General features: G+C 44.0%; 19 protein-coding genes. 13 read left to right on the forward strand and 6 right to left on the reverse strand.

Annotation, left to right across the window (positions count from 1 at the left end; translation table 11 throughout):
• Positions 1–32: 32 nt before the first annotated feature.
• Positions 33–593, reverse strand: a complete 561-nt coding sequence (locus tag F6K63_RS15095) for an EF-hand domain-containing protein (protein ID WP_287312576.1) — start codon at positions 591–593, stop codon at positions 33–35.
• 463 nt (positions 594–1,056) lie between these two features.
• Here F6K63_RS15095 and F6K63_RS15100 point away from each other — a divergent pair, with 463 nt between their 5' ends.
• The 9 genes from F6K63_RS15100 to F6K63_RS15140 all read left to right on the forward strand — a co-directional run bounded on the left by F6K63_RS15100 (position 1,057) and on the right by F6K63_RS15140 (position 14,513).
• Positions 1,057–2,709 carry an NAD(P)-binding domain-containing protein gene (locus F6K63_RS15100; protein ID WP_071102763.1) on the forward strand — a complete coding sequence of 551 codons (1,653 nt, stop codon included), beginning with the start codon at positions 1,057–1,059 and terminating at the stop codon, positions 2,707–2,709.
• Between the two features lie 64 nt (positions 2,710–2,773).
• On the forward strand, positions 2,774–3,511 hold the full coding sequence (locus F6K63_RS15105; protein WP_287312579.1) for a hypothetical protein: 738 nt from the start codon (positions 2,774–2,776) through the stop codon (positions 3,509–3,511).
• Between the two features lie 334 nt (positions 3,512–3,845).
• Positions 3,846–4,055, forward strand: coding sequence for a hypothetical protein (locus F6K63_RS15110; protein WP_287312581.1), 210 nt, complete (start codon positions 3,846–3,848; stop codon positions 4,053–4,055).
• Between the two features lie 298 nt (positions 4,056–4,353).
• Positions 4,354–4,710 carry a GPW/gp25 family protein gene (locus tag F6K63_RS15115; protein WP_287312583.1) on the forward strand — a complete coding sequence of 119 codons (357 nt, stop codon included), beginning with the start codon at positions 4,354–4,356 and terminating at the stop codon, positions 4,708–4,710.
• Positions 4,711–4,712: 2 nt separating this feature from the next.
• On the forward strand, positions 4,713–5,822 hold the full coding sequence (locus tag F6K63_RS15120; protein ID WP_287312584.1) for a hypothetical protein: 1,110 nt from the start codon (positions 4,713–4,715) through the stop codon (positions 5,820–5,822).
• Between the two features lie 231 nt (positions 5,823–6,053).
• On the forward strand, positions 6,054–7,400 hold the full coding sequence (locus F6K63_RS15125; RefSeq protein WP_502708033.1) for an IS200/IS605 family accessory protein TnpB-related protein: 1,347 nt from the start codon (positions 6,054–6,056) through the stop codon (positions 7,398–7,400).
• Positions 7,401–7,415: 15 nt separating this feature from the next.
• Positions 7,416–8,858 (forward strand): putative baseplate assembly protein, encoded by a 1,443-nt coding sequence (locus tag F6K63_RS15130; protein ID WP_137985273.1) that lies wholly within the window; start codon positions 7,416–7,418, stop codon positions 8,856–8,858.
• 507 nt (positions 8,859–9,365) lie between these two features.
• Positions 9,366–13,517: a non-ribosomal peptide synthetase gene (locus F6K63_RS15135; protein ID WP_287312585.1), complete on the forward strand. Its 4,152-nt coding sequence runs from the start codon at positions 9,366–9,368 to the stop codon at positions 13,515–13,517.
• A 279-nt stretch (positions 13,518–13,796) separates the two neighbouring features.
• Positions 13,797–14,513 (forward strand): baseplate J/gp47 family protein, encoded by a 717-nt coding sequence (locus F6K63_RS15140; protein WP_071102758.1) that lies wholly within the window; start codon positions 13,797–13,799, stop codon positions 14,511–14,513.
• 126 nt (positions 14,514–14,639) lie between these two features.
• On the opposite strand, the gene F6K63_RS15145 is transcribed toward F6K63_RS15140, so the two are convergent.
• Positions 14,640–15,446 carry a Uma2 family endonuclease gene (locus tag F6K63_RS15145; protein ID WP_071102757.1) on the reverse strand — a complete coding sequence of 269 codons (807 nt, stop codon included), beginning with the start codon at positions 15,444–15,446 and terminating at the stop codon, positions 14,640–14,642.
• A gap of 740 nt (positions 15,447–16,186) precedes the next feature.
• The gene (locus F6K63_RS15150; RefSeq protein ID WP_287312587.1) at positions 16,187–17,656 is read right to left on the reverse strand and encodes an SGNH/GDSL hydrolase family protein; all 1,470 of its coding nucleotides are present in this window, start codon (positions 17,654–17,656) and stop codon (positions 16,187–16,189) included.
• 282 nt (positions 17,657–17,938) lie between these two features.
• Here F6K63_RS15150 and F6K63_RS15155 point away from each other — a divergent pair, with 282 nt between their 5' ends.
• Together F6K63_RS15155 and F6K63_RS15160 are read left to right on the forward strand one after the other, a co-directional pair.
• Positions 17,939–18,118, forward strand: coding sequence for a hypothetical protein (locus F6K63_RS15155; protein ID WP_287312588.1), 180 nt, complete (start codon positions 17,939–17,941; stop codon positions 18,116–18,118).
• A gap of 702 nt (positions 18,119–18,820) precedes the next feature.
• Positions 18,821–19,726, forward strand: a complete 906-nt coding sequence (locus F6K63_RS15160; RefSeq protein ID WP_071102753.1) for a hypothetical protein — start codon at positions 18,821–18,823, stop codon at positions 19,724–19,726.
• Positions 19,727–19,821: 95 nt separating this feature from the next.
• Here the strand turns inward: F6K63_RS15160 and F6K63_RS15165 are convergent, their stop codons facing one another.
• The 3 genes from F6K63_RS15165 to F6K63_RS15175 all read right to left on the reverse strand — a co-directional run bounded on the left by F6K63_RS15165 (position 19,822) and on the right by F6K63_RS15175 (position 23,001).
• Positions 19,822–20,214, reverse strand: a complete 393-nt coding sequence (locus F6K63_RS15165; protein WP_071102752.1) for a hypothetical protein — start codon at positions 20,212–20,214, stop codon at positions 19,822–19,824.
• Between the two features lie 237 nt (positions 20,215–20,451).
• Positions 20,452–21,054 carry an NHL repeat-containing protein gene (locus F6K63_RS15170; RefSeq protein ID WP_287312589.1) on the reverse strand — a complete coding sequence of 201 codons (603 nt, stop codon included), beginning with the start codon at positions 21,052–21,054 and terminating at the stop codon, positions 20,452–20,454.
• A gap of 843 nt (positions 21,055–21,897) precedes the next feature.
• Complete coding sequence (locus F6K63_RS15175) at positions 21,898–23,001, reverse strand: hypothetical protein (protein WP_287312590.1); 1,104 nt, start codon at positions 22,999–23,001, stop codon at positions 21,898–21,900.
• 302 nt (positions 23,002–23,303) lie between these two features.
• Between F6K63_RS15175 and F6K63_RS15180 the strand changes: the two genes are divergently transcribed.
• Positions 23,304–23,432 (forward strand): hypothetical protein, encoded by a 129-nt coding sequence (locus F6K63_RS15180; protein WP_267875526.1) that lies wholly within the window; start codon positions 23,304–23,306, stop codon positions 23,430–23,432.
• 31 nt (positions 23,433–23,463) lie between these two features.
• Entirely contained in the window at positions 23,464–23,898 is a 435-nt protein-coding gene (locus F6K63_RS15185) for a MarR family winged helix-turn-helix transcriptional regulator (protein ID WP_071102749.1), read from the forward strand.
• The last annotated feature ends 40 nt before the right edge of the window (positions 23,899–23,938 follow it).

The following is a 23,938-nucleotide window of genomic DNA, read 5'->3' on the forward strand; positions in this document are numbered from 1 at the left end:
GACAATCTCTGTGACCCAAACCTTGTAATGTTTTATATCTTTTTAATAAAGAGCAAATTACCAGGTGATTCAGAATCATCACTACGGAAGAACTGATCGATCAGCTCCATATGTTTTTCTTTAGAGATGTAGTCATCATCATTTAAATTGAGCCGTTTGAATACCTCGTTAGCAGAATTTTCATCAAGGTTATGGACTCGAAAATATTGTGTGTATTCCTCTAAATCAAGTTGATCGTTCCCATCAACATCAAATACGCTAAAGGCGAAAGCTGCAATGCCATGTAGTTGCGCCTCATAAGCTTCTGGGTCATTGAGTATATTGTCCATATATACCAGCCATTCATCCAAAGAGATTTTGTTGTCACCATTAGTGTCTGCAAACTTTTGCATACTATTCCAACGAGACGTTAACTTCGATTGAATGGAATCGTACTGGGGTGAGCCCGGTGCCCAACTGCGAAACTGCGAGTAGCTTTTTAGGAACTGGTCAAAATCGGCTGACTCAATGAAACCGTTATTGTCTGCGTCATACATTGCAAACAATCTTGGTAATCTTTGCTTCTGTAATTCACTTAACATTAATCTATCCAAAAAGCAATCACCAAGTAATACTATACGACTAACCCCATTTTTGCAACACTACCCTCTGGAGCTACCCTGGAGGGGTGACATGCAAGCTTAAATCCTTACTGGGTAATAATTTAAGCCCATAAGTTACAAAAGTGATGCAGTGGCCTCACGGGGGTTTACCCCACTCGCGCTTGCATCAAAACAGTGAGATGCACCCAGTATTACTGGGTACCGAAGTATTAGTGGGTACCGAGTCTTAGATATTGCGTATTTTTAAAAACAACGTGCCTTATGGCGTGGGCTTCTTGGCGACATTATGGTAAAATCAACCTGATGCAATTTGATTTGTAACCGGGTTTACTGAAAAGAATCAATAAGCATAGCCAAAATACCTGAGTGTGAACTTCACCCAATACTTCTTCGGCTTATTCGGCTTGTCCTGTTTTCGATAAGAAATCGCTGGCTCAAAGGGAATTGCTTGAAAATGAACAAAACCGCAGAATTAGATTACTTGATTGTTGGTGCAGGTCCAGCGGGATTGCAACTGGGATACTTTCTGAAAAAAAGTGGCAGAAACTACCTGATATTGGAGGTAGGACAAAAATCCGGGAATTTTTATGAAAAATTTCCTCGACATCGCAAGTTAATTTCAATTAACAAGGTCTATACTGGCTACAAGGAACGAGAGGCGCAGCTTAGATATGACTGGCATTCCTTGCTGTGTGATGATGATCAGATGTCTTTCACTAATTACAGTCGCCGTTATTTCCCCGATGCGGGAGATTATGTTAAGTATCTACAAGATTATGCCGATCGCTTTGAGCTTAATATTAAATATGAAGCCAAGGTGGTGAAAATTAGCAAAACAGATCGGTTCACAGTGGTAGATGAAGAAGGTGACAGTTATGTCTGTGGTTGTTTGGTGATGGCAACGGGGGTTTCCAAACCCTATATTCCCGATATTACAGGAATCGAAATCACCGAAAACTACTATGATTTCGACCTTAATCCTGACAACTTTATTGATAAACGGGTGTTGATTTTAGGGAAATCAAATTCTGCCTTAGAAACTGCTAATTCTTTGGTAGAAACTGCTCGGGCCATTCACTTATGCAGTCCTGAATCTATCAAAATGGCGTGGAATACCCACTATGTTGGTCATCTACGGGGGGTCAACAATGAGTTTATTGACACTTACCAGTTGAAAGGTCAAAACGCCATCCTAGATGCCAAGGTTCATAAGATAGAATGGAAAGACGGAGAGTATTGTGTTCACATTGAATTTTCTCATGCCCAGGGCCAGAAAGCCATTTTAGCCTATGACCAGGTTCTGGTTTGTACGGGGTTCCGGTTCGACGCTTCTATATTTGATCAGACATGCAAGCCAGAACTAACCATTAATCATCGGTTTCCAGCTCTTACCAGCGACTGGGAATCCATTAATGTGAAGGATTTATATTTTGCAGGCACGATTATGCAGTGTCGGGATTTTAAGAAAACCATGTCCGGTTTCGTCCATGGATTTCGCCACAATATCCAGCCTCTAAGTCAGATTCTCGCTCAGAAATATCATGCAGTGCCTTTGCCCTATTATTCGATTCCAGTGAATCCACAAAGCATTGTCAAAAGAGTGATTGAAAGGGTGAGTTTAAGTGCTGGCCTCTTTCTTCAACCGGGTTTTCTCTGCGATTTACTGGTTATTCTTAAATCTGGTGCGACAGGGTATTACTACGAAGATCTGCCAGTAGACTATGTCCATGACACTGATTTGGGTCAGCACAATCACTACTACATAATTACGATGGAGTACGGACATTTTGAAGGTGATTCGCTGAAGGTAGACCGGGAACCTGATCCAGATAAGGCTTATAACGATGCTTATCTCCATCCAGTGATTCGACGCTTTAATGGCTCAACCCTGGTACAGGAATATCATCTACCCGAACATTTGGAGAACGATTGGCGACCGGATGGGTATCCGGGGGATCGGCCTCTGATTCAATCTTTGGAATACATCGGTGAATCCGATCCGACTCAGGCTCAGAAGCTCTATACCCAGAGATTACAGGCGTTCTTTGAGCAGGAAATTGACAAAGCAACAGGAACAGGGAATTCCCTCGAACTGGTTGTTACCTAAAATTGTTAGACTCTTACAGATTTTGATAATTTGTTCTGCGTTTTCACTGAGAGTTCAAGACAAAATGAAAGAAGTGTTAGGGTATATTCGCAAGCGCACAAATGAAGCAAAACAGAACCCGTTTATTCTGTGGCTAGATGACGATTCAATTAGTGCTCACGATCGGCTCAGTTTGTGGCTACCTCACATATCCGCGTTTGTGATGGGTTTTATGGACTTAAACAAACTGATTTTTCCCTATCCCTCCTCCGAGGCAGCCACAGACGAACTCAAAAGGTTAATTAACGATCATTGCCGACAGGATGGTACCCACTGGGAGTGGTATCTACGAGACCTGCAAAAACTAGAGTTGAACCGAACCATGAAATTATCGGAGGGGCTTGAGTTCATTTATGGTGATGAGAGAAAGCTAGACCGTGGCTTCATCTATGGCATGGCAGCATTAGCCCACGAAGCACAAGATCCCCTATTGCGCTACAGTCTGATCGCACCTCTGGAATTCTTTGCTCACCTCCTGTTTGACAAGACGGCTCCCATTGCCAGGAAATTCGCCGAAGAGACAGGAATTCAATTGGAGTATGTGGGCGACATTCATTCTGGTGTGGAACCGGGCGGTCTTGTTAATCAACAGCATGAGATTATTGACGAGGACTTGTTTACAGAAGCAGTCCTCGACGAGCAGATGCGTAAAAGAGGACTAGAAATGGCTGAGTATATGTGCGATCAGATCGAACTGCGTTGGAAAGGCAATTTGGAATTTGCGAAAAAAAGAGAATGGGCTACGCCGATTGCGGTTGTTTAAACTTTTCCTAGCCAGAATTAACAACTATAGCAATCCGTGTAGGAATTGTGATAATTTTTGTTCCCTGTTCCTTACGGTGCGCTTTCCGTAGGCGAATTTAATTCGCCACGGGTCGCACCGCTCCCTGTTCCCTTTTCCCTTTTCCCTTTTCTATAGTTGATAGCTGACAATAAACCGGGTTTTCAGCGTGAGTAATAAGACATGATTTTTACTTTTATGTCCAATTTTATTATTAATTATTATGGATAGTTAATTTCAGCTAGCTATGATGATAATTAATCCATAAACTCCTCATGGATTGAGCCTCAAACTATATATTAGGAGAATAAACTGAATGAGTAATATCAAGATTAATGACATCAAACCCAGTGGTGCTGAATTATTTGATGACCCGGAAAGTTTTCTGGATGAATTGACTAATAATTACCTACAACAAATTATGGGTGGATTGAGGATAGCCCTGCCCCCAGATGCACGTTATATTGAGAGATTTTTATATAAAATTAGGGGAAAATTCTTGTCACCTCAAACGCCAGTTATTTAAAAGGGAGTAGGGAGTAGGGAATAAAAATTATCACAATTGATTTAGGTACCACTTAGGGCACAATTGAATTGTCTAGTAGCAGCCAATTAATCGATAAATTATTAAGATTTGTGAATGCGATCGCTAAATCTAAGGATTTTCCCTAGGGAGTCCTGGAGCAGTAACAAAACCCAACCAAACCATTACCAGGGTTTGGTTTCACTATGTTCAACCTAACTCAACCCAATCTCCATTGCGAGATAAACTCACTTAGGGAGCAGGCTATAGTGAATTAGTTGTCAGAGCTATCTATGTAGCAATGGAAATTGGCTATCCTTTCCAAATCGATGGGCGGAGGCGGACAGCAGAGGCTACCTCTGAGGAACACATCCCCCAGCTGATGGAACAATTACTGTTTACCTCCCCAGGAGAACGGGTCAACCGCCCCACCTTGGGCTGCAGTCTGATGCAGCTAGTCTTTGCTCCGAATAGTGAGGAACTCAGTACTGCGGTTCAGTTTCTTGTTCAAGGGTCGTTGCAGCAGTGGTTAGGGGAGTTAATTCAAGTCGAGAGGGTGCAAGTGGAGAGTGAAGATACTAAGTTGCGAGTCACAGTCCAGTATGTGATTCGGCGTAATCAACAGCGTCAGGTAACTGAGTTTGAGCGAGGTTTGTAATTATGACAGACTTGGTAACAGCTGAACACATGTTCCGATACCAACGCCGGATTTCTCTTAGTCGTCAAACTAAACAGATCGGGCTGGATTACATTCAGGTGGAATCACAACAGACACCGAATGAACCGAATAAGTGGGCGCTAAAGCTTCATTTTGTACCAGCTTCCACACCAGCCACCCAGGACGTGCTCTCAAACCTGACCTCTAGAAATATTCGCATCACTAGAGGTACGGCGGTTACAACTACTGATGTTAGGCTCCTGGAAATCCAACCACCTAGTGGGAATGTGCTGACCCTGTTGGTGGAATACAAAGCTCCTGCTAAGTCCCAGGTTAGTGATCTATCTACCTATACGCTACAACTGGTTAATATTAGCAACCTCGATCCGTTTTTTGAGCGGGTCAATTTTTCCTTCAAACGTCCAGACCAAGTTACCTTTGACCCACAACCAGTACCTTCAAGTGATATCGAAACCCTGTCGGTACCGGAGATAGATTACTTAGCGAAAGATTATACCAGCTTTCGGCAATTAATGCTTAACCGCTTGTCGGAAGTGATGCCTCAATGGCTAGAGCGAAATCCTGCGGATTTAGGGATTGCGCTGGTGGAAGTATTGGCCTACTCTGCTGACTACCTCAGTTACTATCAGGATGCTGTAGCTACTGAAGCTTACCTTGGTACGGCTCGCCGCCGCACCTCTGTACGCCGCCACGGCAGGCTGGTAGATTACCTGTTGCACGAGGGCTGCAATGCTAGAGTCTGGGTGCAGGTAGCAGTAAATAGTGATCAGGTGCTGCTACAAAAAGGAACTCTTCTACTAACCCATGTTTCTGGTCAAGGGTCGGTAATCGATCCTGATTCCTCTGCTAAGAGTGAGGTCTTGGCTCAAGGGGCAAAAACCTTTCAAACCTTACATTCCCAGGAACTATTTGCTGCCCACAATGAGATTAAATTTTATACCTGGGGAGCAAGGGAATGGTTTCTGTCGAAGCAAGAGACAAAAGCAACATTACTTGGACATCTGGCTTTGAAACCAGGGGATGTGTTGATTTTTGAACAATTTCGCGACGCATTCCCCCACCTAGTTCAGGTGGGGGTTAAGGAGCGCTAGGATATTTGACTTCTTCCCCAACGCTCTATAAACTCTCCAACACTAGTACCTGATTCCTTTGCAGACACTTGCAACCATTTCCACACAGTATCGGTAAGCATGATAGTATGTGGTTTTTTTAGCTCGTCGTAATGGACGGGAACACCTCTGATCCTTTTCTTATTTTCCTTGTCTGTATTTGACATTCCTAGAATACACGTATATACTAAGGATATAGTAGCAAAGGAACTGATTAAAACGACAACCAAGGTAATTCGCACAGATAAATGGACTCTTAACCCGACGACTGAGCAGCGCGTACTGCTAAGTGAAACGGTAAGAGTCTATCGTCGTGCTTGCCGGTACTTGGTTGGAATAATTTACACTCATTGGGGCGAATTGGGGAATCTAACAGCAGATCACTTAACTCCAGCTGTCGAACGGTTAATGCACGAAACTGCTAAACGACCCAACATAAAGTATCCCCAATTCAATAAAACTTTTTACAAGTTTCCTAGTTATTACCGTAGAGCCGCTATAGCCTTTGCGGCTGGACAGGTTAGTAGTTTCGTCACCAGATATGGAGAATGGCAATCTGGGAATCGAAAAAGGAAGGACAGTAACCCACCAAAGCTAAATGCTGACACTGGGTGCTATCCTGCCTTGTATAAAGGACAATGCTATAAATTACATGGTTTCGACCAAGTAGAACTCAAAGTTTTTGATGGCAAAAACTGGGTCTGGACTATAGTTCAGATCACCGGATTGAGAGAAAGGCATCAGGTAGCTACAAATAAAATGATGTCACCTTCGTTGATCATCAAGGATAGGTACTGTCATCTCTCTGTTCCTTTTGCCTGTAAGCCAGAAAAACGAAACCCAGAAACTAATGTAACGGCGGTAGACTTGGGTCTAAACACTACGGCTACCGTAGCAGTCGTAACTCATGACGGCACTGTAATTCATCGTGATTTCATTCACCTTGGAAGAGACATAGACCGCAGAGACAAGCGACTAAAGTCCGTATCCAAAAGAGCCTCAAAAACGATGGGTAGAGGAGGGAAACTACACAAAGGGTTTTGCTCTAACACTTATCAAAAGTGCAAAAGAATCAACAATCAAATTAGCCATATTGTTTCTAAGCGAATTGTAGGGATTGCGGAGAAATTTAATTCTGAAGCAATTGTCTTTGAGAATCTTAAAGGCTGGAAACCAAAAGGTGGACGAAAGCGATCTAATCTAAAGCAACGATTCCACGGATGGCTTAAAGCAAAAATCCGCGATTTTACGGAGACAAAATGGGCTGAGTTAGGCGGAAAAGTAATAGATGTTGTTGCGGCCTATACTTCAAAATTAGCTTTTGATGGCTCTGGTACGGTAAAACGAAATAAAAAAAACTACTCTCTGGCCACATTCCCTTCAGGTAAGCAGTTTAATGCAGACTTAAATGGGGCTTACAATATCGGGGCCAGAGGCGTGCTTAAACTCACTCGCAGAAATGACAGTGAGGGTCGCTCCAGTAAAAAACCTGGACGACCGCCTAGAAGCTGGGCTTGCCTATGTGACTTGTGGACTAGTGGTAGTTCCAAATTAGCATAGGACACCCCCACCTCGGTGATAACCAGGTGGGGTGAGCTTCATGAGGTAAGAGACCCAAACACTGGCTTAATGGCTGGGGCTAACCCCCAACACCGTCATCCAGTACGGTTAACTAAGGTAACTACCACAGAAGACCCCCTTGGTGGTCAATTTCATCATCCCCCAACGGATCAGCCAGTGTTGATTACTGAGATTGAATGGCACCCCCAGGATGCTTTGCCTTACCAACTATGGCTAGCAACTCTGAGTAGCACTGGCCCAATCACAGATATCACCGTGGCTCGGGGAAATATTGTTTTGGCTGACCATGGCGAACCTGATCCTAGAGAGGGGACAGAGACACTGCCCACTATCCCAACCATTGGTCGTTATCGTCCCAAGTTGTCTCGCACTGGTCTAACCCACAGTGTGCCTTACAACCACCAGCAAGCCATTCTGGAAGCGGTGGCAACAACGGTTGTTCAAGACCCGCGTTCGGCAGTTCCTCAGATCAGTTTACAATCGGATACTGGTGAAACCTGGTTGGTGCACCGTGACCTATTGAATAGTGACCGATTTGCGGCGGATTTTGTGGTGGAAATGGAGAGTGATGGCACTGCTTATCTGCGCTTTGGTGATAGTGTTCAAGGCAAACAACCTAGTCCAGACTCCCAACTGATGACCAGCTACCGGATTGGTAATGGTTTGGTCGGTAATGTGGGACTTGATGCGATCGCTCATCTGGAACCAGTCACTAGTGAAGCCTATGGTGAATTGGTTAAACAGGTGATTGGAGTACGGAATCCCATCGCAGCTCAAGGAGGTATTGACCCGGAACCGATTGAGCAAGCAAGGTTATACGCTCCCCAAGCCTTCCGAACCCCTGAACGCTGCGTGACCGAATCGGACTACGCTACTACCATCCAGCGCCATCCAGAAGTGCAAAAAGCAGCAGCTCAGTTGCGTTGGACAGGGAGTTGGTATAGCGTATTTATTGTTGTGGATCGGTATAGTGGTAGACCGATTGATGCCCAATTTAGGGAAGAGCTACTGGCTTTTATGGCTCCCTATCGGTTAATGGGTCATGATATCGAAATCCAGGCTCCCTATTTTGTTAATCTCGATATTGCTTTGACAGTACATGTCAAGGCTAACTATTTCCAGAGCAGTGTGAAGCGATCGCTTATGGAAACCTTCAGCAACAAAGACTTAGCTGTCGGTCAACGGGGTTTCTTCCATCCCGACAATTTTACCTTCGGTCAACCGGTCTATCTTAGCCAAATTGTTAACCAAGCCATGGAAGTGCCTGGGGTTGACTGGGTTGAACCAACCCGCTTCCGTGAGTGGGGACAACCGGATCGAGGGGAATTGGCAGCAGGTCAAATCTTGATTGAGCCATTAGCTGTTGCTCGTTTAGATAATAACCCCGATACTCCTGAAAATGGCAGAAGTGAGTTTTATTTACTAGGGGGTTTGTAATCGGATGGTACACCTTTTTCTTGTAACTCAATAACTCAAGGGAGTGTGAGAGGGGAAACCCATCTAATTTTCGTCAGTCCTATATAGCAATCCTATATGATTCGTGAAATATAGAAATATAGTGGCAGAAGCGATCGCGAACGCCCAATCGCTATCACCGTTGCCCACCAAGGATTTCAGATTTTGCAGATTTTACAAATTATTTAGAATTGCTATATATAGTGTTTGATAACTGTTAAAAAACACTATATGTGTAAAATGCCTTGTCAACAAGCACAATAAGGCAGGGTTTATTGAGAACTATCCCCGGTTTATTCACAATAGGCGTTTGCCCTGTGATAAAATCGCAACTGTCTTTTTGTATTTGATGACAAGTAACTCATTTATAGGAAGTTGAATGGCAAAGCCAAGCAACTGATCCACTATTTTCAAGGGTTGGGGGTAAGTAGGTAAACAACTGTAAGTAATTGGAAAAGTACTCTCAAATTTTTATTGCATAGATTCAGAATGCAGAACCAATTTCGAGAAAACGATCAGTATTTTTCCCATCTCTCACAGGGACAGCAAGCCTTATGGTTCATATACCAGAAGAATCCAGAAAGCGTAGCTTACAACATATTTATAACCACTCGTCTGGCGGTCGAGTTGGACCTAGAGGCTTGGCGGAGGGCATGGCAGAACCTGGTTGAACGACATTCGATTCTGCGAACTACCTATACGACTCGGGACGGCAAACCCGTTGCAGTAGTTAGTCAAGACTCCAAGATTGAGATTGAGGTAATAGACGCTTCTGGATGGGACGAGGACGAGTTAAAGACGCAAATTATGGTAGCGGTAGAGCGTCCCTTCAATTTAGAAACGGGCCCGGTCCTGCGGCTGGGGCTGTTTGCCCGCTCAACCCAAGAGTTTGTCCAATTAATCGCCCTGCACCACATTGTAGGCGATGGGTGGTCCTTTGACTTGCTTCTCAAAGAATTCCAAATTTTATATGCGGCAGAAGTAGAGAAGTTCCCAGAAGCAAAAATTGCTAACTTGTTGGCAGATTTTCCTTGGCAATATGCCGACTATGTGTCCTGGGCTACCCAGATGCTAGAGTCTGCCCAAGGAGAAGAACTTTTTCGTTATTGGCACCAAACACTGGCCGACTCCTTACCGACTTTGAATTTGCCAACAGACAGAACGCGACCCAAGGTTTTGAGCGGTCGGAATGAATTCCATATTGTCCAACTTGATGGAGGACTGATCAAGAAACTGCGACAACTGGCTGCCGAGCAAGGAGTCAGTCTTTATCGGAGTATGCTGGCTACCTTCTTTGTCCTGTTACATCGCTTATCAGGCCAAGACGACATCCTGCTAGGAAGCCCAATGGCAGCGAGGTGGAGCGTTGAGGAGTTTAAAAGCATTGTCGGTTACTTTGCCAACGAGGTGGTATTGCGGGCAAATCTAGCAGACAATCCTACCTTTGCAGAATTTCTCGCCCGCATCCATCGAACGGTAACAGAGGCACAAGCTCATCAAGATTATCCCTTCGATTTATTAGTACAACGGCTCAACCCTCCCCGAGATGCCAGCCGAAATCCCCTAATTCAAGTCGATTTCACTTGGCGCAAGCATCGCTGGTACAACCCGCAGACACCCGAGAGCCTCGCAGGGGAAGAAGTACTGTCTATGGAGCCATACTTAGCCGTACACGAACAGGGTTCGGAATTTGATTTGAGTTTGGGAATTGAGGAAATTGGCAAATCTCTCCATGTCATCTGGGAATATAGTGCCGACCTGTTTGATGCCAAAACTATTCACCGCTGGGCAAGACAGTTTATTTGTTTGCTAGAGTCGATTGTCGCCAATCCAGAGCAGCAAATTGCGTTTTTACCCCTGCTGACGGCAGAGAAAACACATCAATTGTTAGTGCAATGGAACAATAATTTCACAGACTATCCCCAAGATAAGTGCATTCATCAGTTATTTGAAGAGCAGGTAGAACGAACGCCTGATTCGGTGGCTGTAGTTTTTCAGCAGAAAAAAATTACCTATCGAGAATTGAACGATCGCGCCAATCAATTAGCTCACTATTTAGAATCGATCGGAGTCGGTCTGGAGGTAATGGTAGGGATTTCCACAGAGCGCTCCATCGAAATGATGGTAGGCTTGCTGGGCATTCTCAAAGCGGGCGGGGCTTATCTGCCCTTAGACCCGAGCTATCCGCGCGATCGCCTGGCTTATTTACTACAAGACTCCCAACTGTTTTTGCTGTTGGCTTCAGAAAAATCCGTGGCTCGACTGCCAGAAAGCCAGGGGCGGATTGTTTTTTTGGATAAAGATTGGTCTGTCATTTCTCAGTATAGTCAGGAAAATCTCGGGCTTCGTGCCAAACCGACTTCTTTGGCTTACGTCATCTACACTTCAGGCTCGACGGGAAAGCCAAAAGGGGTGGAGGTCGAACATGAAAGTCTGGTGAATGCTTATCGAGCTTGGCAGCAAGCCTATCAACTAAGTCCAGAAAACAGCCATCTGCAAATGGCGAGTTTCTCCTTTGATGTTTTTACAGGAGATTGGGTGCGAGCCCTTTGTTCAGGAGCCAAATTAGTTCTCTGTCCGAGAGAGTTTTTGTTAGAGCCGGAAAAGCTGTATCGGTTGATGCTCCAAGAGCAAGTCGATTGCGCCGAATTTGTCCCGGCAGTGATGAGGTATTTAATTGAGTATTTGGAAAACACCCAGCAAAACCTGGATTTCATGGGATTACTGGTGATCGGTTCTGATAGTTGGTCTGTCAAAGAATACCAAAAATTTCGGCAGTTCTGCGGTGCCCAAACTCGATTAGTAAATTCTTATGGAGCGAGCGAAGCAACTATTGACAGTTGCTATTTTGAAAGTACCGAGCTTAATCTACCCCTAGAGTTTCCAGTTCCCATCGGCAAACCCTTTGCCAACATACTTCTCTATATTCTCGACGATGCTCTCCAACCGGTTCCCATCGGCGTACCGGGGGAACTGCATATCGGCGGTGTGGGTCTAGCCCGAGGCTATTGCAACCGTCCGGAATTAACCGCGCAAAAGTTTATTGCCAATCCTTTCAGCCAAGAGGAAGGAGCACGTCTTTACAAAACGGGGGATAAGGCACGCTATCTCCCAGATGGTAACATCGAACTTCTCGGTCGCATCGACAACCAGGTAAAAATTCGCGGCTTCCGCATCGAACCAGGAGAAATCGAAGCGGTACTGGCGACCCGCCCGGAAGTTGGGCAAAGTGCAGTCATCGTCCGGGAAGACCAATCTGGTCACAAGCGCCTCGTGGCTTATGTGGTTCCCACAATAGTTTGCCATCGGGGTCCCTCTCTATCTCCTTGGAAGAATTGGAGCGATTTTGCCAATAACCCTTTGTATGGGAAGCAGGGGCGAGAACTGACAGCGAAACTGCGGGATTTTCTCAAGCAAAAGCTGCCGGACTATATGGTGCCTTCGGCTTTTGTGATCCTAGATTCCCTGCCCCTGACTCCCAATGGCAAAATTGACCGCCGGACCCTTCCCGCACTGGAGGGAACTAGCGGTAGCAATGCTAATTTTATTGCACCTCGGGATACCCTTGAATTACAACTGGCACAAATCTGGTCGGAGGTTTTAGAGGTTTCTCCCGTAGGAGTCCGAGATAATTTCTTTGATATAGGCGGTCATTCGTTGTTAGCGATCGCTTTAATCCCTCGGGTTCAACGGCAGTTGGACAAAAATCTGTCTTTGGCCGCGCTGTTACAAAGTCCGACTATCGAGCAGCTTGCTACTTCTATTCGCTCTGACCCAGATTCTCGGTCAATGTCTACCCTGGTGGCAATGCAGCCCGATGGAAATTTACCACCTCTGTTCTTAGTCCCTCCCAGCAGCGGTACCGTCTTATTTTATCTGGATTTAGTCCGCAATCTGGGGACCGAGCAACCGATTTACGGCTTGCAAGCCCCCGGTCTCAATGGGGAACGGGAACCTTTTAGCACTCTCAAGGACCTCGCTATTCACCACATCAAAGGGATTAAAACTATTCAACCTCGGGGTCCCTACTATTTAGTTGGTTTTTGCGTGGGCGGTCACTTAGCATTAGAAATGGCACAACAGTTACACCAACAAGGGGATACCTTAGCATTCCTAGCACTGATACAATCCTCGGGTCCAGAACACCACAGGCTTCTAGTTGACAGCACGCCTGGAAGAAACTTGGGTCTGGATATTTACTATCCGAGAGAATTTGCTCAGGAAATGAGCGCTCCTCGGGGGAAGGAAGTGCCGGTATCTGTCGATCAACTCCAACAACTGATGCCAGAGCAGCGATTGGGATATGTCCTGGAACGAGCTAAAATGTTTGATTTGCTGCCGGAAGAGGTAAAAGTGGAGGATGTTGAAAGCTTGTTCGAGGTTTTTAAAACTACCGCTCTTGCGTCTTATAATTATGAAGCGCAACCTTATCCGGGGAATATTGCCCTGTTCAATGCCAGTGAGCAGCCGATAGACATAGCTGGTGATCCCACTCTAGGTTGGAGCAATTTCATTGGTGGGGAAATAGAAATACACGAAATTCCGGGCGACCATTTCTCGATTATCCGGGAACCCCAAGTGCGGGTTTTAGCTCAACGGCTGAAGCTTTGTCTTGATCGCTCTCTGGCAGTGATCAAATAATATCATGTCGGGATAATTAGGGCTCTACCGTACCTGTTACCTTTTCTATTATATAGGATAGGATGCGCGGATAATGAACCTTAATAAAAATCCCCCCATCTCACGATTTCCCGATCTCCCGATCTCCCCACACTCCCTGTTCCCTTTTATCTTATATAGGATAAGATGTCCGGATTATTATATAGGATAGGATGTCCGGATAATGAACCTTAATAAAAATCCCCCCATCTCCCCATCTCCCCATCTCCCCACCCTCCCCACACTCCCTTTTCTATAAATATGACATCCCACTACAATTCCCCTGGCCTAACCACATTAGCCATCGGAGCAGCTTCTGCAGAAACCCGTGACCAAGCTCGGTCTCAAGCTCCTGTCAATATTTTGCCGATGGAGCGCATTGTCTCAGTGCAAGATTTTGAGACATTTACCCGTAGCTTTGCTGGTATTGGTAAAGCCAAGGTAGCTACTTTAGAGATTGGGCAAAACTTACCCTTGATTCACCTTACCATCGCAGACCGTAATGGCAATCAAGTCAGCCCTGATTCCATATTATATACTAATCTGGTGAATGGAATTAATGCTGCTCGTGACCCAGATCAGCAGCGCCGTCTGGCGGTAGCGTCTAAGGTTGAAATTGATAGTTATGAAGCCCTTTACTTTAATCTTCAAGCAGGGATATGGGTGGATTCTCGTTATCGCAGCGATCTGGTTTTATCTGAGGTTAAAACACTATTAGTGTCTGCTTTTGCCTTTGAACAGCGTACCTTTGGTCAAGGGGTAACAGCGGCAGAAGTAACAGCATTAATTCAGGCCGTTGATGGCGTACAAGCGGTTAATTTAGAGGCGCTATATTTGACTGGAACCACTCAGGAGCTGAAGTCATCCTTAGAAGCCCGTTTAGCTATCTGGAATAGTGAAACTAAACAGGCTCTACCGGCTCAGTTATTATTGCTTAATTCTCAGGATGGAGTTAATTTACATCAAGTTATTTCTTGATTAGCGGTCAGCGGTCAGCGGTCAGCCGTCAGCCTTGGCCATTCGCGTAGCGTGGCCAAAGGCCAAGGCCACGCTACTTGAGGTGCTGATAGCTGATAACTGACTACTTATAGCTTATAGCTGAGATTATAGTTCAAAATCCTCTGGATTTATCCCTTTCGCTTGTAATTGTTCCAGTAAGGCTTTCATCCGACTTCGTTCCAGCTCCAAAGCTTCCTGGGCTTGTGCTTTTTCCAGCCTTTGTTGCTCTAAAGCTTCCTGGGCTTGCTCTTTTTCTAACCTTTCTTGCTCTACCTGTTGTTGAGCGATATCTCTTTGTTGTTGAGCGATATCTCTTTGTTGTTGAGCGATATCTTTGAGCTCAATAATTTCCAGATAAGTAGCAAAAGGCTCACCATTAGGATAATACAGTAGCAATTCCGACTCTACTAAGTCAAAGGTAATTCCTAAACGAGGACTAACCCAACCAAGCATCTGGGGGATGGGTTCTAAGGTTTCTGATGAACGCAACCAGCCTTTTAGTTTTGTTCGATTTGGGTCAAAAAGATAGTACTCTTCTACTCCATGGGTCTGGTAAAACTTGAGTTTATCCTCTTCTAATTCTTTGATGGTGTTGGTGTGTGAGGCTATTTCAAAGGTCACCTGGGGATTAAGGTTATCTTCAACCCAGGTTTTGTAAGAAGGCCGATGCCCTTTTGGTCTACCGATAACTACCATGACATCGGGGGCTTGGTTGATTTTTGGTTGTCCTTGTACTGGATACCACAACAAATCCCCGGCGACAAACACATTGGGGTCATCTTTGAATTGGGCTTCCAGGCCAAACTTAATGGTGGTAATTAGTTCAAATTGAAGGGTATTGTCCGCCAATGGCTTACCGTCACTTTCGGGATAAAAAATGTCATCGGTGGTGGGCTGTAGCTGCTGAACCATTGGAAAAATTGTCTGGGTTGTAGGGAACAGGGAACAGGGAACAGGGAACAGGGAGCAGAAATATGTCTTAACCTTTACTTCGACTGCTATAAGTAGTCAGCGATCAGCCGTCAGCCTTGGCCATTCGCGTAGCGTGGCCAAAGGCCAAGGCCACGCTACTTGAGGTGCTGATAGCTGATGGCTGATGGCACCTCAAGTAGCACCATCTGTAGCGCATAAGCTGATACCACCTCAAGTAGCACCATCTGTAGCGCATAAGCTGATAGCTAATAGCTAATAGCTGAAAACTGATAGCTGATACGCGACACGCTGATAGCTGATAACTGATACGCGACACGCTGATAGCTTACGCTTAAACTTCGGTCCATCCCTCAATCGTAGCCATCAACTTGCTTGGGAGTGCTTTTGTAAATTGGATTGAACCTTATTCCAAATTAGTCGAGGCGTTAGCTGTTCAGAGTTTAAGTATAGCGCTTTTTAGCCTAATGAGGTACACAGGATTTTTTCCGTGTTACCTTTTGTCTGTTCCCTCTTTTATCTTCCCTGTTCCCTGTTCCCTGTTCCCTGTTCCCTAAAACCCAGGACTCTGTACCTCACCTAATTTAAAACCGCTATAGCGATTCATTAGACATAGTTATCGAAGATGAGAGATCAAGTCAATACCTCTCATCTTCTGACACCAAGAGGGAACCTCTTTTTTATTCCTTTTAGTCTAAACTCCAGTTCTCAATAAACTTGAATTAATCGAGGTGTAGATTTCTATCGCGATAGTCTTCCAGGTTAGGGAGAGAGCTACTTATTAGTCCAGCCTCTTTCATCCAATACTGAAAAGAATACGCAATCAAGGAATGAGCGTATGATGTTGGGTGTACATTATCCCAAAATGTCGATAGAAAGTTAAAAGATCCGTCTTTTCCTTTACTTGTATTATTCGAGGCGTAGGCTCTCCAGTCTGAATTTGTTATTCCTTCGGCAGTATAACCTCCTTGGAAACACTGTTGAGGTATTTTTATCTCACTACTTCCTGTAGATTGGATGTCGTAATAGTCATTCTCGAATTTTGCGTCAAAAGAATCTCCTGTGAAGGGATTCTTATTCTCTAGGAGTGCGTCGAAATCAGAAAATAGATCTATGTATACTATCTCCAGATATTTCCCTCGTTCTTCTCTCAGAGAATCTATCTTCATTTTTAGCTTCTTATTGTGAAGATTGACTATGTTTGTTATAGCAGCAGAAAGGTCTTCTCTGGTTTTCACCGAACCTCTACTGAAATCATAGCTTACAGTTGCTATTATGGGGGTTTTACCTACATTGGGGAGGTTTGGAATGATAAAATATTTTGCCTCTTTGTCATTTAGTTTTTTGATATTTGTGATTATGTTATCAGTCGCTCGATCTGAAACTTTTTCATAGCCTCCTAGATCGTTAGGATATTCGATTAAATTAAATAGTGTTTCTTCACTATCGAATTTTTCAAGATAGTCATTTGCTCCAATCCACAGGGTATAAGCTGTCTCTTCTGCTGCTGTTAAATCAATCTTTTTACCACTCAGCCATCCATTATCAAGATAACGATTTATTGTTGTAGTCATACTTCCAGTAATAACATTCCGTCCCCCGGATTTTACGTAATCCAGAATCTCTTCAGAAGTGAAATCATTGATTAAATCAGACTTTGCTCCACCATAAGCCCAGTTGAACATAGTAATTCCTGTTTCTTTAGACAGATATTCACTCCATGTTATTCCATTCGTGAACCTGCCATACCAATAGGGATATTCGGGCATTAATTTAACCCAGTGCTTGAGATTTCCTGTATCAGAAAGACTGTCACCGAATATGACCATCTTTTTAATAGTCTGATTGCCTTCGTCTTTCGTGAAATGTATGGGATACTCATAGGGATTCAGAGCACTTGTAGCTGCCGAATATTCAAGCAATTTATAGCTTGGCTTGTCTTGATGCTTTTCAAAAATAGATTTTATGCACCTTTCCTCTAACTCGGCTCTAGTCAATTCTGTTTCTACAAAAAAACTATCAAGCAACTGACCACTCAGTTCCGTATATGACGGAAACCAATCATGATACCCCTTGTCTATAGACCAAGTCCAGTTTCGCTTACGAGGATTTTGCCACATAAGTGATGGATTATCCTCTTGATACTTACGTTGAGAATCATAAAAGTATGCTGCTACATAGTAATCCGTCATTTGATTTACTCCTAAACATTGTTTCTTGTTAATTTGTATTATTGGAACTTTAGCATAAATTAAGCCCAAATCAAGCCTAATATCAAGTCAGGTTGAATACCCATAATTAGAGGGAGGGTGGTAAGTGTTGTAAGGGTGGTAAGTGTGGGGAGATGGGGAGATGGGGAGATGGGGAGATGGGGAGATGGGGGAGATTTTTATTAAGGGTAATTATCCCGAGATGATATAAAAGGGAGTGGGAGAACCTGGTTGACTGACAAAAGGTAAGCATATGCCCTACAGATGGTGCTACTTGAGGTGCCGTTAGCCGTCAGCGGTCAGCCGTCAGCCGTCACTTCTACCGTTGCGTTGGAATTACTCCAGCAAAAACCAACATCCCAATTCAAACGCGATGTTCCGTTCGCGCAGCGTCGGGCAAAGCCCGAAAGGAACCGCTTCGCGATTGGCCGTAGGCCACGCTAAAAGCGATCGCATTTGGCTGCGCGTAGCTCATCGCTCAGCAAAACGTTTTCATGGAAACCAGGTTTATTTTAAGCTGACAACTGACAGCTGACAACTGACAACTGTTCGCACCTCAAGTAGCCCATAGGCTTACTTGCGGTTTTCCTTGAAGCCAGGCAAATTAAGCTTTTTGGTTACATAAATTAAAATAATTAGTTACAACTCTAATTGTGTAGATTAATTTACTAGTAAGCCTTCAGCTATCAGCCGTCAGCCGTCAGCTTTTAAATAAAAGAGGTAAGCATTAGTTTAATCTCTGTTACGGAAAGCTGATCGGCTTTTCCCCAGACTTTCAATTCTGATTAATATCGAACTATTAAATTCTCCCTTTTGAGGTTTATTTGAAGCTGACAGCTGTCAGCTGACGTGCAATGGCAAATTTTTGTATAAAAAATGTCGAGCTTTGAGAATTTAGGTGTAAAATGATTTTACTTCAGCTAGGTTTTACAGTGTCCGATCTGAATAAAACAATCATCAGCCATCAGCGATCAGCTATCAGCCATCAGCTTATGCGCTACGCCCACGCTACGGGAACAGCTTATGGGCTACAGATGGTGCTACTTGAGGTGCTATCAGCTATCAGCCAAAGGCTCACGGCTGACAGCTGACGGCTGAATGCTTACAAACAATCAAAACTATTGAATTACATGCACAGGGATGTCAATGAAACAACCAAGGAACACCAAATATTCCACCAAAAACAGTAAACTACATATAAACAAGATTGCCCCACTCTTGTCAGTATTACTCGCCCTGGTCTGCGTAGTAGCACTAGCCTTACCGGTCTCAGCACACAAACAACCGATCCCAAAGGGTTTCACCGATAACTTCCTAGTACTGATGGGAACAGGTGTGGTGGACAATAACAAGCAACCAGGCAAGCCCTTCATCAATTGCTCCAATGGTTTTTGTGATGCCGACTACTTCCAAAAAGTAGTGATGAAACGTAGTAACGCAGAAATTAAAAAGCTAGAACAACTCGCCAAGGATTTCTATTATCAGCGCTTTGGCATCGATGTCGATGATCCAGCAAATTCTGGTCGTATTATCTTTAGACAATGGCTCCTTGACCCGCGAGCGAACTACCGCGCCTATGTCGCCGCTGGGCAACAAGTTCCACCGGAAGGCTGGTTCTTTTATGATGGGGGCTGGGTAGTCCAAGTCATCGATCCCGAAGGCTATACCCTCGGTGGTGAATGGAACGGTTTCCATACTGAACCGAACACCCTGATATTTTTCGGAAACTACCAATTTTTAAAGACTAACCGTTCAGGTAAAGTCGTCAATAGATTCAACATTTTCTACCGTGCTGGAGGTCCGATGAACTTTGATACCAGGGGAGAAGCTTCATTTCGATGTGAGCTGAGCTTGGATGGTCAAGACTTCCCCACCGGTGTCCAAGGACAAGCTCAGGGCATAACCTCTCTAACTCCCATTAGTGACCATGAGGTGAAGTTCAACATTCGCAATGTAATTACCTTCGGCCCAGCTACGTTGCAACCTGGCTTTGGACCCGATAACATTTCAGGACCTGTTCCGCTGATTCGGCATCGAGGTCGATACAGGTAAAGTCGTCAAGAGATTCAACATTTTCTACCATGCTGGAGCAGGGCTGTTTCTTCCGTCGGACTAAAATTTGAAACAGCCCTGATCAGATGCACCCTCTAAAACTTCCCAAGTTCTACCACACGAATAGCGGCATGATAATTATTCAGAGGGAAAGGAAATCCAGGCTCAGGGGTCTCGTCATGTGGAAACGGAGTGCCGTTTGGATCACCGTTAAGCCAAAAGAATGTATCCAAACTTCCATCAGAGATATAAAGTTTTTTGGCATTTTTGCGACTTACACCAAATTTAAAACCACTAACCACATCCACTGCAGTGCCTAGATTAATATCCCTAATTATTTCCACAGGAACAGCACGGCGGTATTTTTTCAGCTGTTTAATGTCAATAGCCCATATCGCTCCAGCTACTTCTACTTTATCCTTAGCTACCTGTATGCCATTTTCAAAATTTTCCCATGGTACAGAAAGATATATCGTTTTCCTTTTCATATCAAAGGAAATCCCATTGAAAGCAAGGTTTGGGATATGAGCTAATTCTTTCAGTTTTCCTGCCGAGCCATTTCTCTTAATTTTAATAAGATAGATTATATGGGTTTATTGAGTTCCGAAGTAAAGAGAGCGTCCTTTGGAATCAATGGCTAAATCTGTCACTCCAAAACCAATTCCAAATAAATTATTTTAAGGGAGGACATTTGGAGCTAAAAGTGCTGGATCGCTGAACCATTTTTAGGCTTTACCTGTGGCTATATCAATCTTATAAATGCTACCGCCAAAAATGTCACTTAGGTAGAGATTTCCTTTGTTGTCGGCTACAAGACCCATAGCAAACTGTAAATCGGCAGGTAGATCGGCAATCTTGGTATTGGGTGCAGGCAACTTGCCTCCCAGATCCCTTTTACGGATCAGATAAATCCCTGTGTTGTTAGAAACATACAAATTACCTAACTTATCAAAAGTAATACCAATGGTGAAGTCATCATCAGGGATTCCTCCCGCGTTAGGAAGAATCGAGACGTTTTCAAGCACGCCCTTTTCATCTATCCGATAAACAACAGCCGCCGAGGAATTAAAATAGATTTTTCCTTGCCCAATGGCCATTTTTGTCGGGTGTATTCTTGTGGATACTCCAGTGTCCTGGAATTCAATCAGTGGAGTACCTTGGAATGCTATTTTACCGAAAATAGGTGGCCTCTGTGCCGCAATCGATGTTCCCCATAATATCGTCAAGCTGGCGCTGATCAAGATTATGAATAATAGCCTGGTTAAACTACTGATTTGCTGAGTAGATTCCCATATTCGGGAAACTATGGTGCGAATGGCATCTTTCATCAGAAACCTCCAGGAGCTTGGAGACCCAGCGTCAGCGCAAGAAAAATTGAGCCAAAATGTGATACGGGCCAAGGATTATGACCATATTAAGCCAAGATTGCTGAGCACTATTGCATGTTTAGATCACATGTTTAGATCAATAGTGTTGGGAATAATGCCGCCTGATTGATTCTTGCCCTTACCCTGACCCTATAGCAGTTCTCAATTGGATAATGGACTTCGTCTAAAATTTTACCTAACAGCGAAATTGATTTGTAATACTTATAGTAAAATAAACGCTTCTTGTCAATAAACTGGAAATACTTCTTAATAAACCCTGCCTGATTGTGTTTATTAACCAATATACTGTTTGTGACAGACATCCAGGGATAGGTTGTCGTAGCTGAAATCGACTTCTAGCGTTGTGTTGGAATTACCCGAGCAAAAACCAACATCCCAATGCAAACGCGATCGCATTTGGCTGCGCGTAGGGCATCGCTCAGCAAAACTTTTCCCCAGATTTATTTTAAGCTGACAACTGACAGCTGAATGCTGATAGCACCTCAAGTAGCACCATCTGTAGCGCATATGCTTACTTTTTGATTACTGTGGTGTTTTCCAGGTACATGGATTTAGAATGGGTGCATCTCATTAAAGCTGTTTGACCCGGTGGTGCGTTACGGGACGGAGTGTCCTAACACTGGCTACGGAGAAAATGAGGACGAGCCCGTCTTATCACGCACCCTACGCAACTGCCCTTCTTGTTTACAACTATGAGATGCACCCGATAGCAACCACTAACGATGATGTAGCTTGGTATCAAAGAAATTGTAGATGCAATCGGATATCTATTCCTCCGATACATCATCTATCTAAAGAGTAGACGCTTACTTCTGATTTACCAAAGTTATCTCCATAAGTGCCAGCAATATCACCAATTATAAAATGCATCGACCCTCCATGGGAACCAATAGATACAACCTCACTAGTCATGCCTTTAAAGAAAGAAATAATCTGAGGGACATGGTTTCCATCAGGTCTGTGATGCCAAATTAAAACATTTAATGCCCCTAAACTTATCCTCTTCGAGGGTATGCCAAGGGGCTCACCATCCGTTACCCCACTACCATAATACCGATCATAGGATTTTCCTCCATTAAGAGTGTAACGACTTTCTCTTGAAGGTACTATCCTATATCTAGTATTTCCTGGCAAACTGAATCCACTATGCCATTTAGATGTTGAAGCATTAACCGTAACCCGTTTATAAATACTTTCCTGTTGCTGCTCTGCTCTCTCAGCTTCACGTATGAGAGATAAAGCTCTTTCTCTTACTGTACTTAATTGACTTGACGCTAGTTGAGGTGTACCTACATATTCTCTGTAGATATACAGATCCACACCAAAGGATCCTCCTTGCCAGTCTAAACACCCAACAGGTGTACGGGCTGTACATCGTCTAGATGCACTAACATGAGCTTCAACTTGGGCACGATTTGTACTGACAGAAGCTACAGCACTAAGATTATTTCTAAATTCACTCAGCTGTTGATTGATATACTCGTAAGCTCTGCTTTGCCCAGTATTAGGATCAGTTCCTTCTGCTCTTGCCCTCAAATTCTCTAGCTCTTGAACAGCTCTTTTCCAAGCTTCATATGATTTTAATCTTGTACCAGATTCATAATATCGAATGTGTGGCCCATCAGTATTTCCATATCTTGTAAATACTCGTGGTTCAACCTGCTTAATTACCCAAGAGTCAGGATATGTTGAGCGAAAAGAATCTGTACTATTGTCTCCCCTTGCATGAATTTTCTGGATATCTATACATACTGTGCCAATTGGAGGATTTGAAGATACTTCTCTACATAATGGTTGAGCTTGGGCTTTTTGGGCCAGCAATATAGTCGAAAGTGAAGATACAACAGCTAGCCAAGCTATTTTTTGGAAAAGATGCTTTCTTTTCATAATTACAACTCCAATGATTATCTTAGGGACTTGCCAGAAAAGAAGGCTCCAATTGCCTAGAGTTATTCAAAACAGCCTATAGACAAAAAGAGTATTTTTGCTCATTTACTCCTATACCTCATAAGTAGCGATCGCTTGCTGTCAAATTAGTCTAAACTCCCTGAGGGGGCGATGAAATAATGTAAAATCCAGACTCTATAAGCGACCTAGCCCTTAGACAAATTTGATAATACTTTAGTGTATTCTAATTTAGTTTAGAAGTGTTGAATCCAGTAATAAAAATTAACCAAAATAGCTGATATTTGTCTATCGTTGATGTCAAGGGATGGAGCGCTGTTCCCTACTCCCTACTCCCTATTCCCTATTCCCTGTTCCCTATTCCCTTTGCTATGGTTTTGAGTAAGCCAATGTTGGCTAAGCCTCACCCTTGACAACTTCAAAATACGTGTATATACTTTAACTATGCAGTTATCTACAACTCAACTTAACCTAGAGCAGTGTACCTGCTTTAACCTACGCAAAGCCACCCGTGTCGTCACCCAAATCTTTGACGATAAGTTGCGGCCTAGCGGTTTACGAGCAACCCAGTTTTCCATCTTGGCTGTGATGACGGGGGCTAAATCCTCCACCATCAACAAACTTGCTCAAACCCTAGCGATGGATCGGACCACCTTGACCCGCAATCTCAAGCCCTTAGAAAAGCAGGGACTAATTGAAATTAATCCTGGAGAGGATCGGCGGACACGATTGGTGGCACTAACGGCAAAAGGCCAGGAAAACCTGACCCAAGCTATTCCCCTCTGGGAACAAGCTCAAACAGAGGTGATTGAGAAGCTGGGTGTGGGTCCGTGGCACAATCTATTGGAGCGCTTGACTGAAACGGTTTCCATTGCCTAATTGGCCACAGACTCCTGATCACAAGCCCCTCTTTTTTTAT

Origin of the sequence: Moorena sp. SIO1G6 (genome assembly GCF_010672795.1) — a bacterium.
GTDB classification, from domain to species: Bacteria; Cyanobacteriota; Cyanobacteriia; order Cyanobacteriales; family Coleofasciculaceae; genus Moorena; species Moorena producens.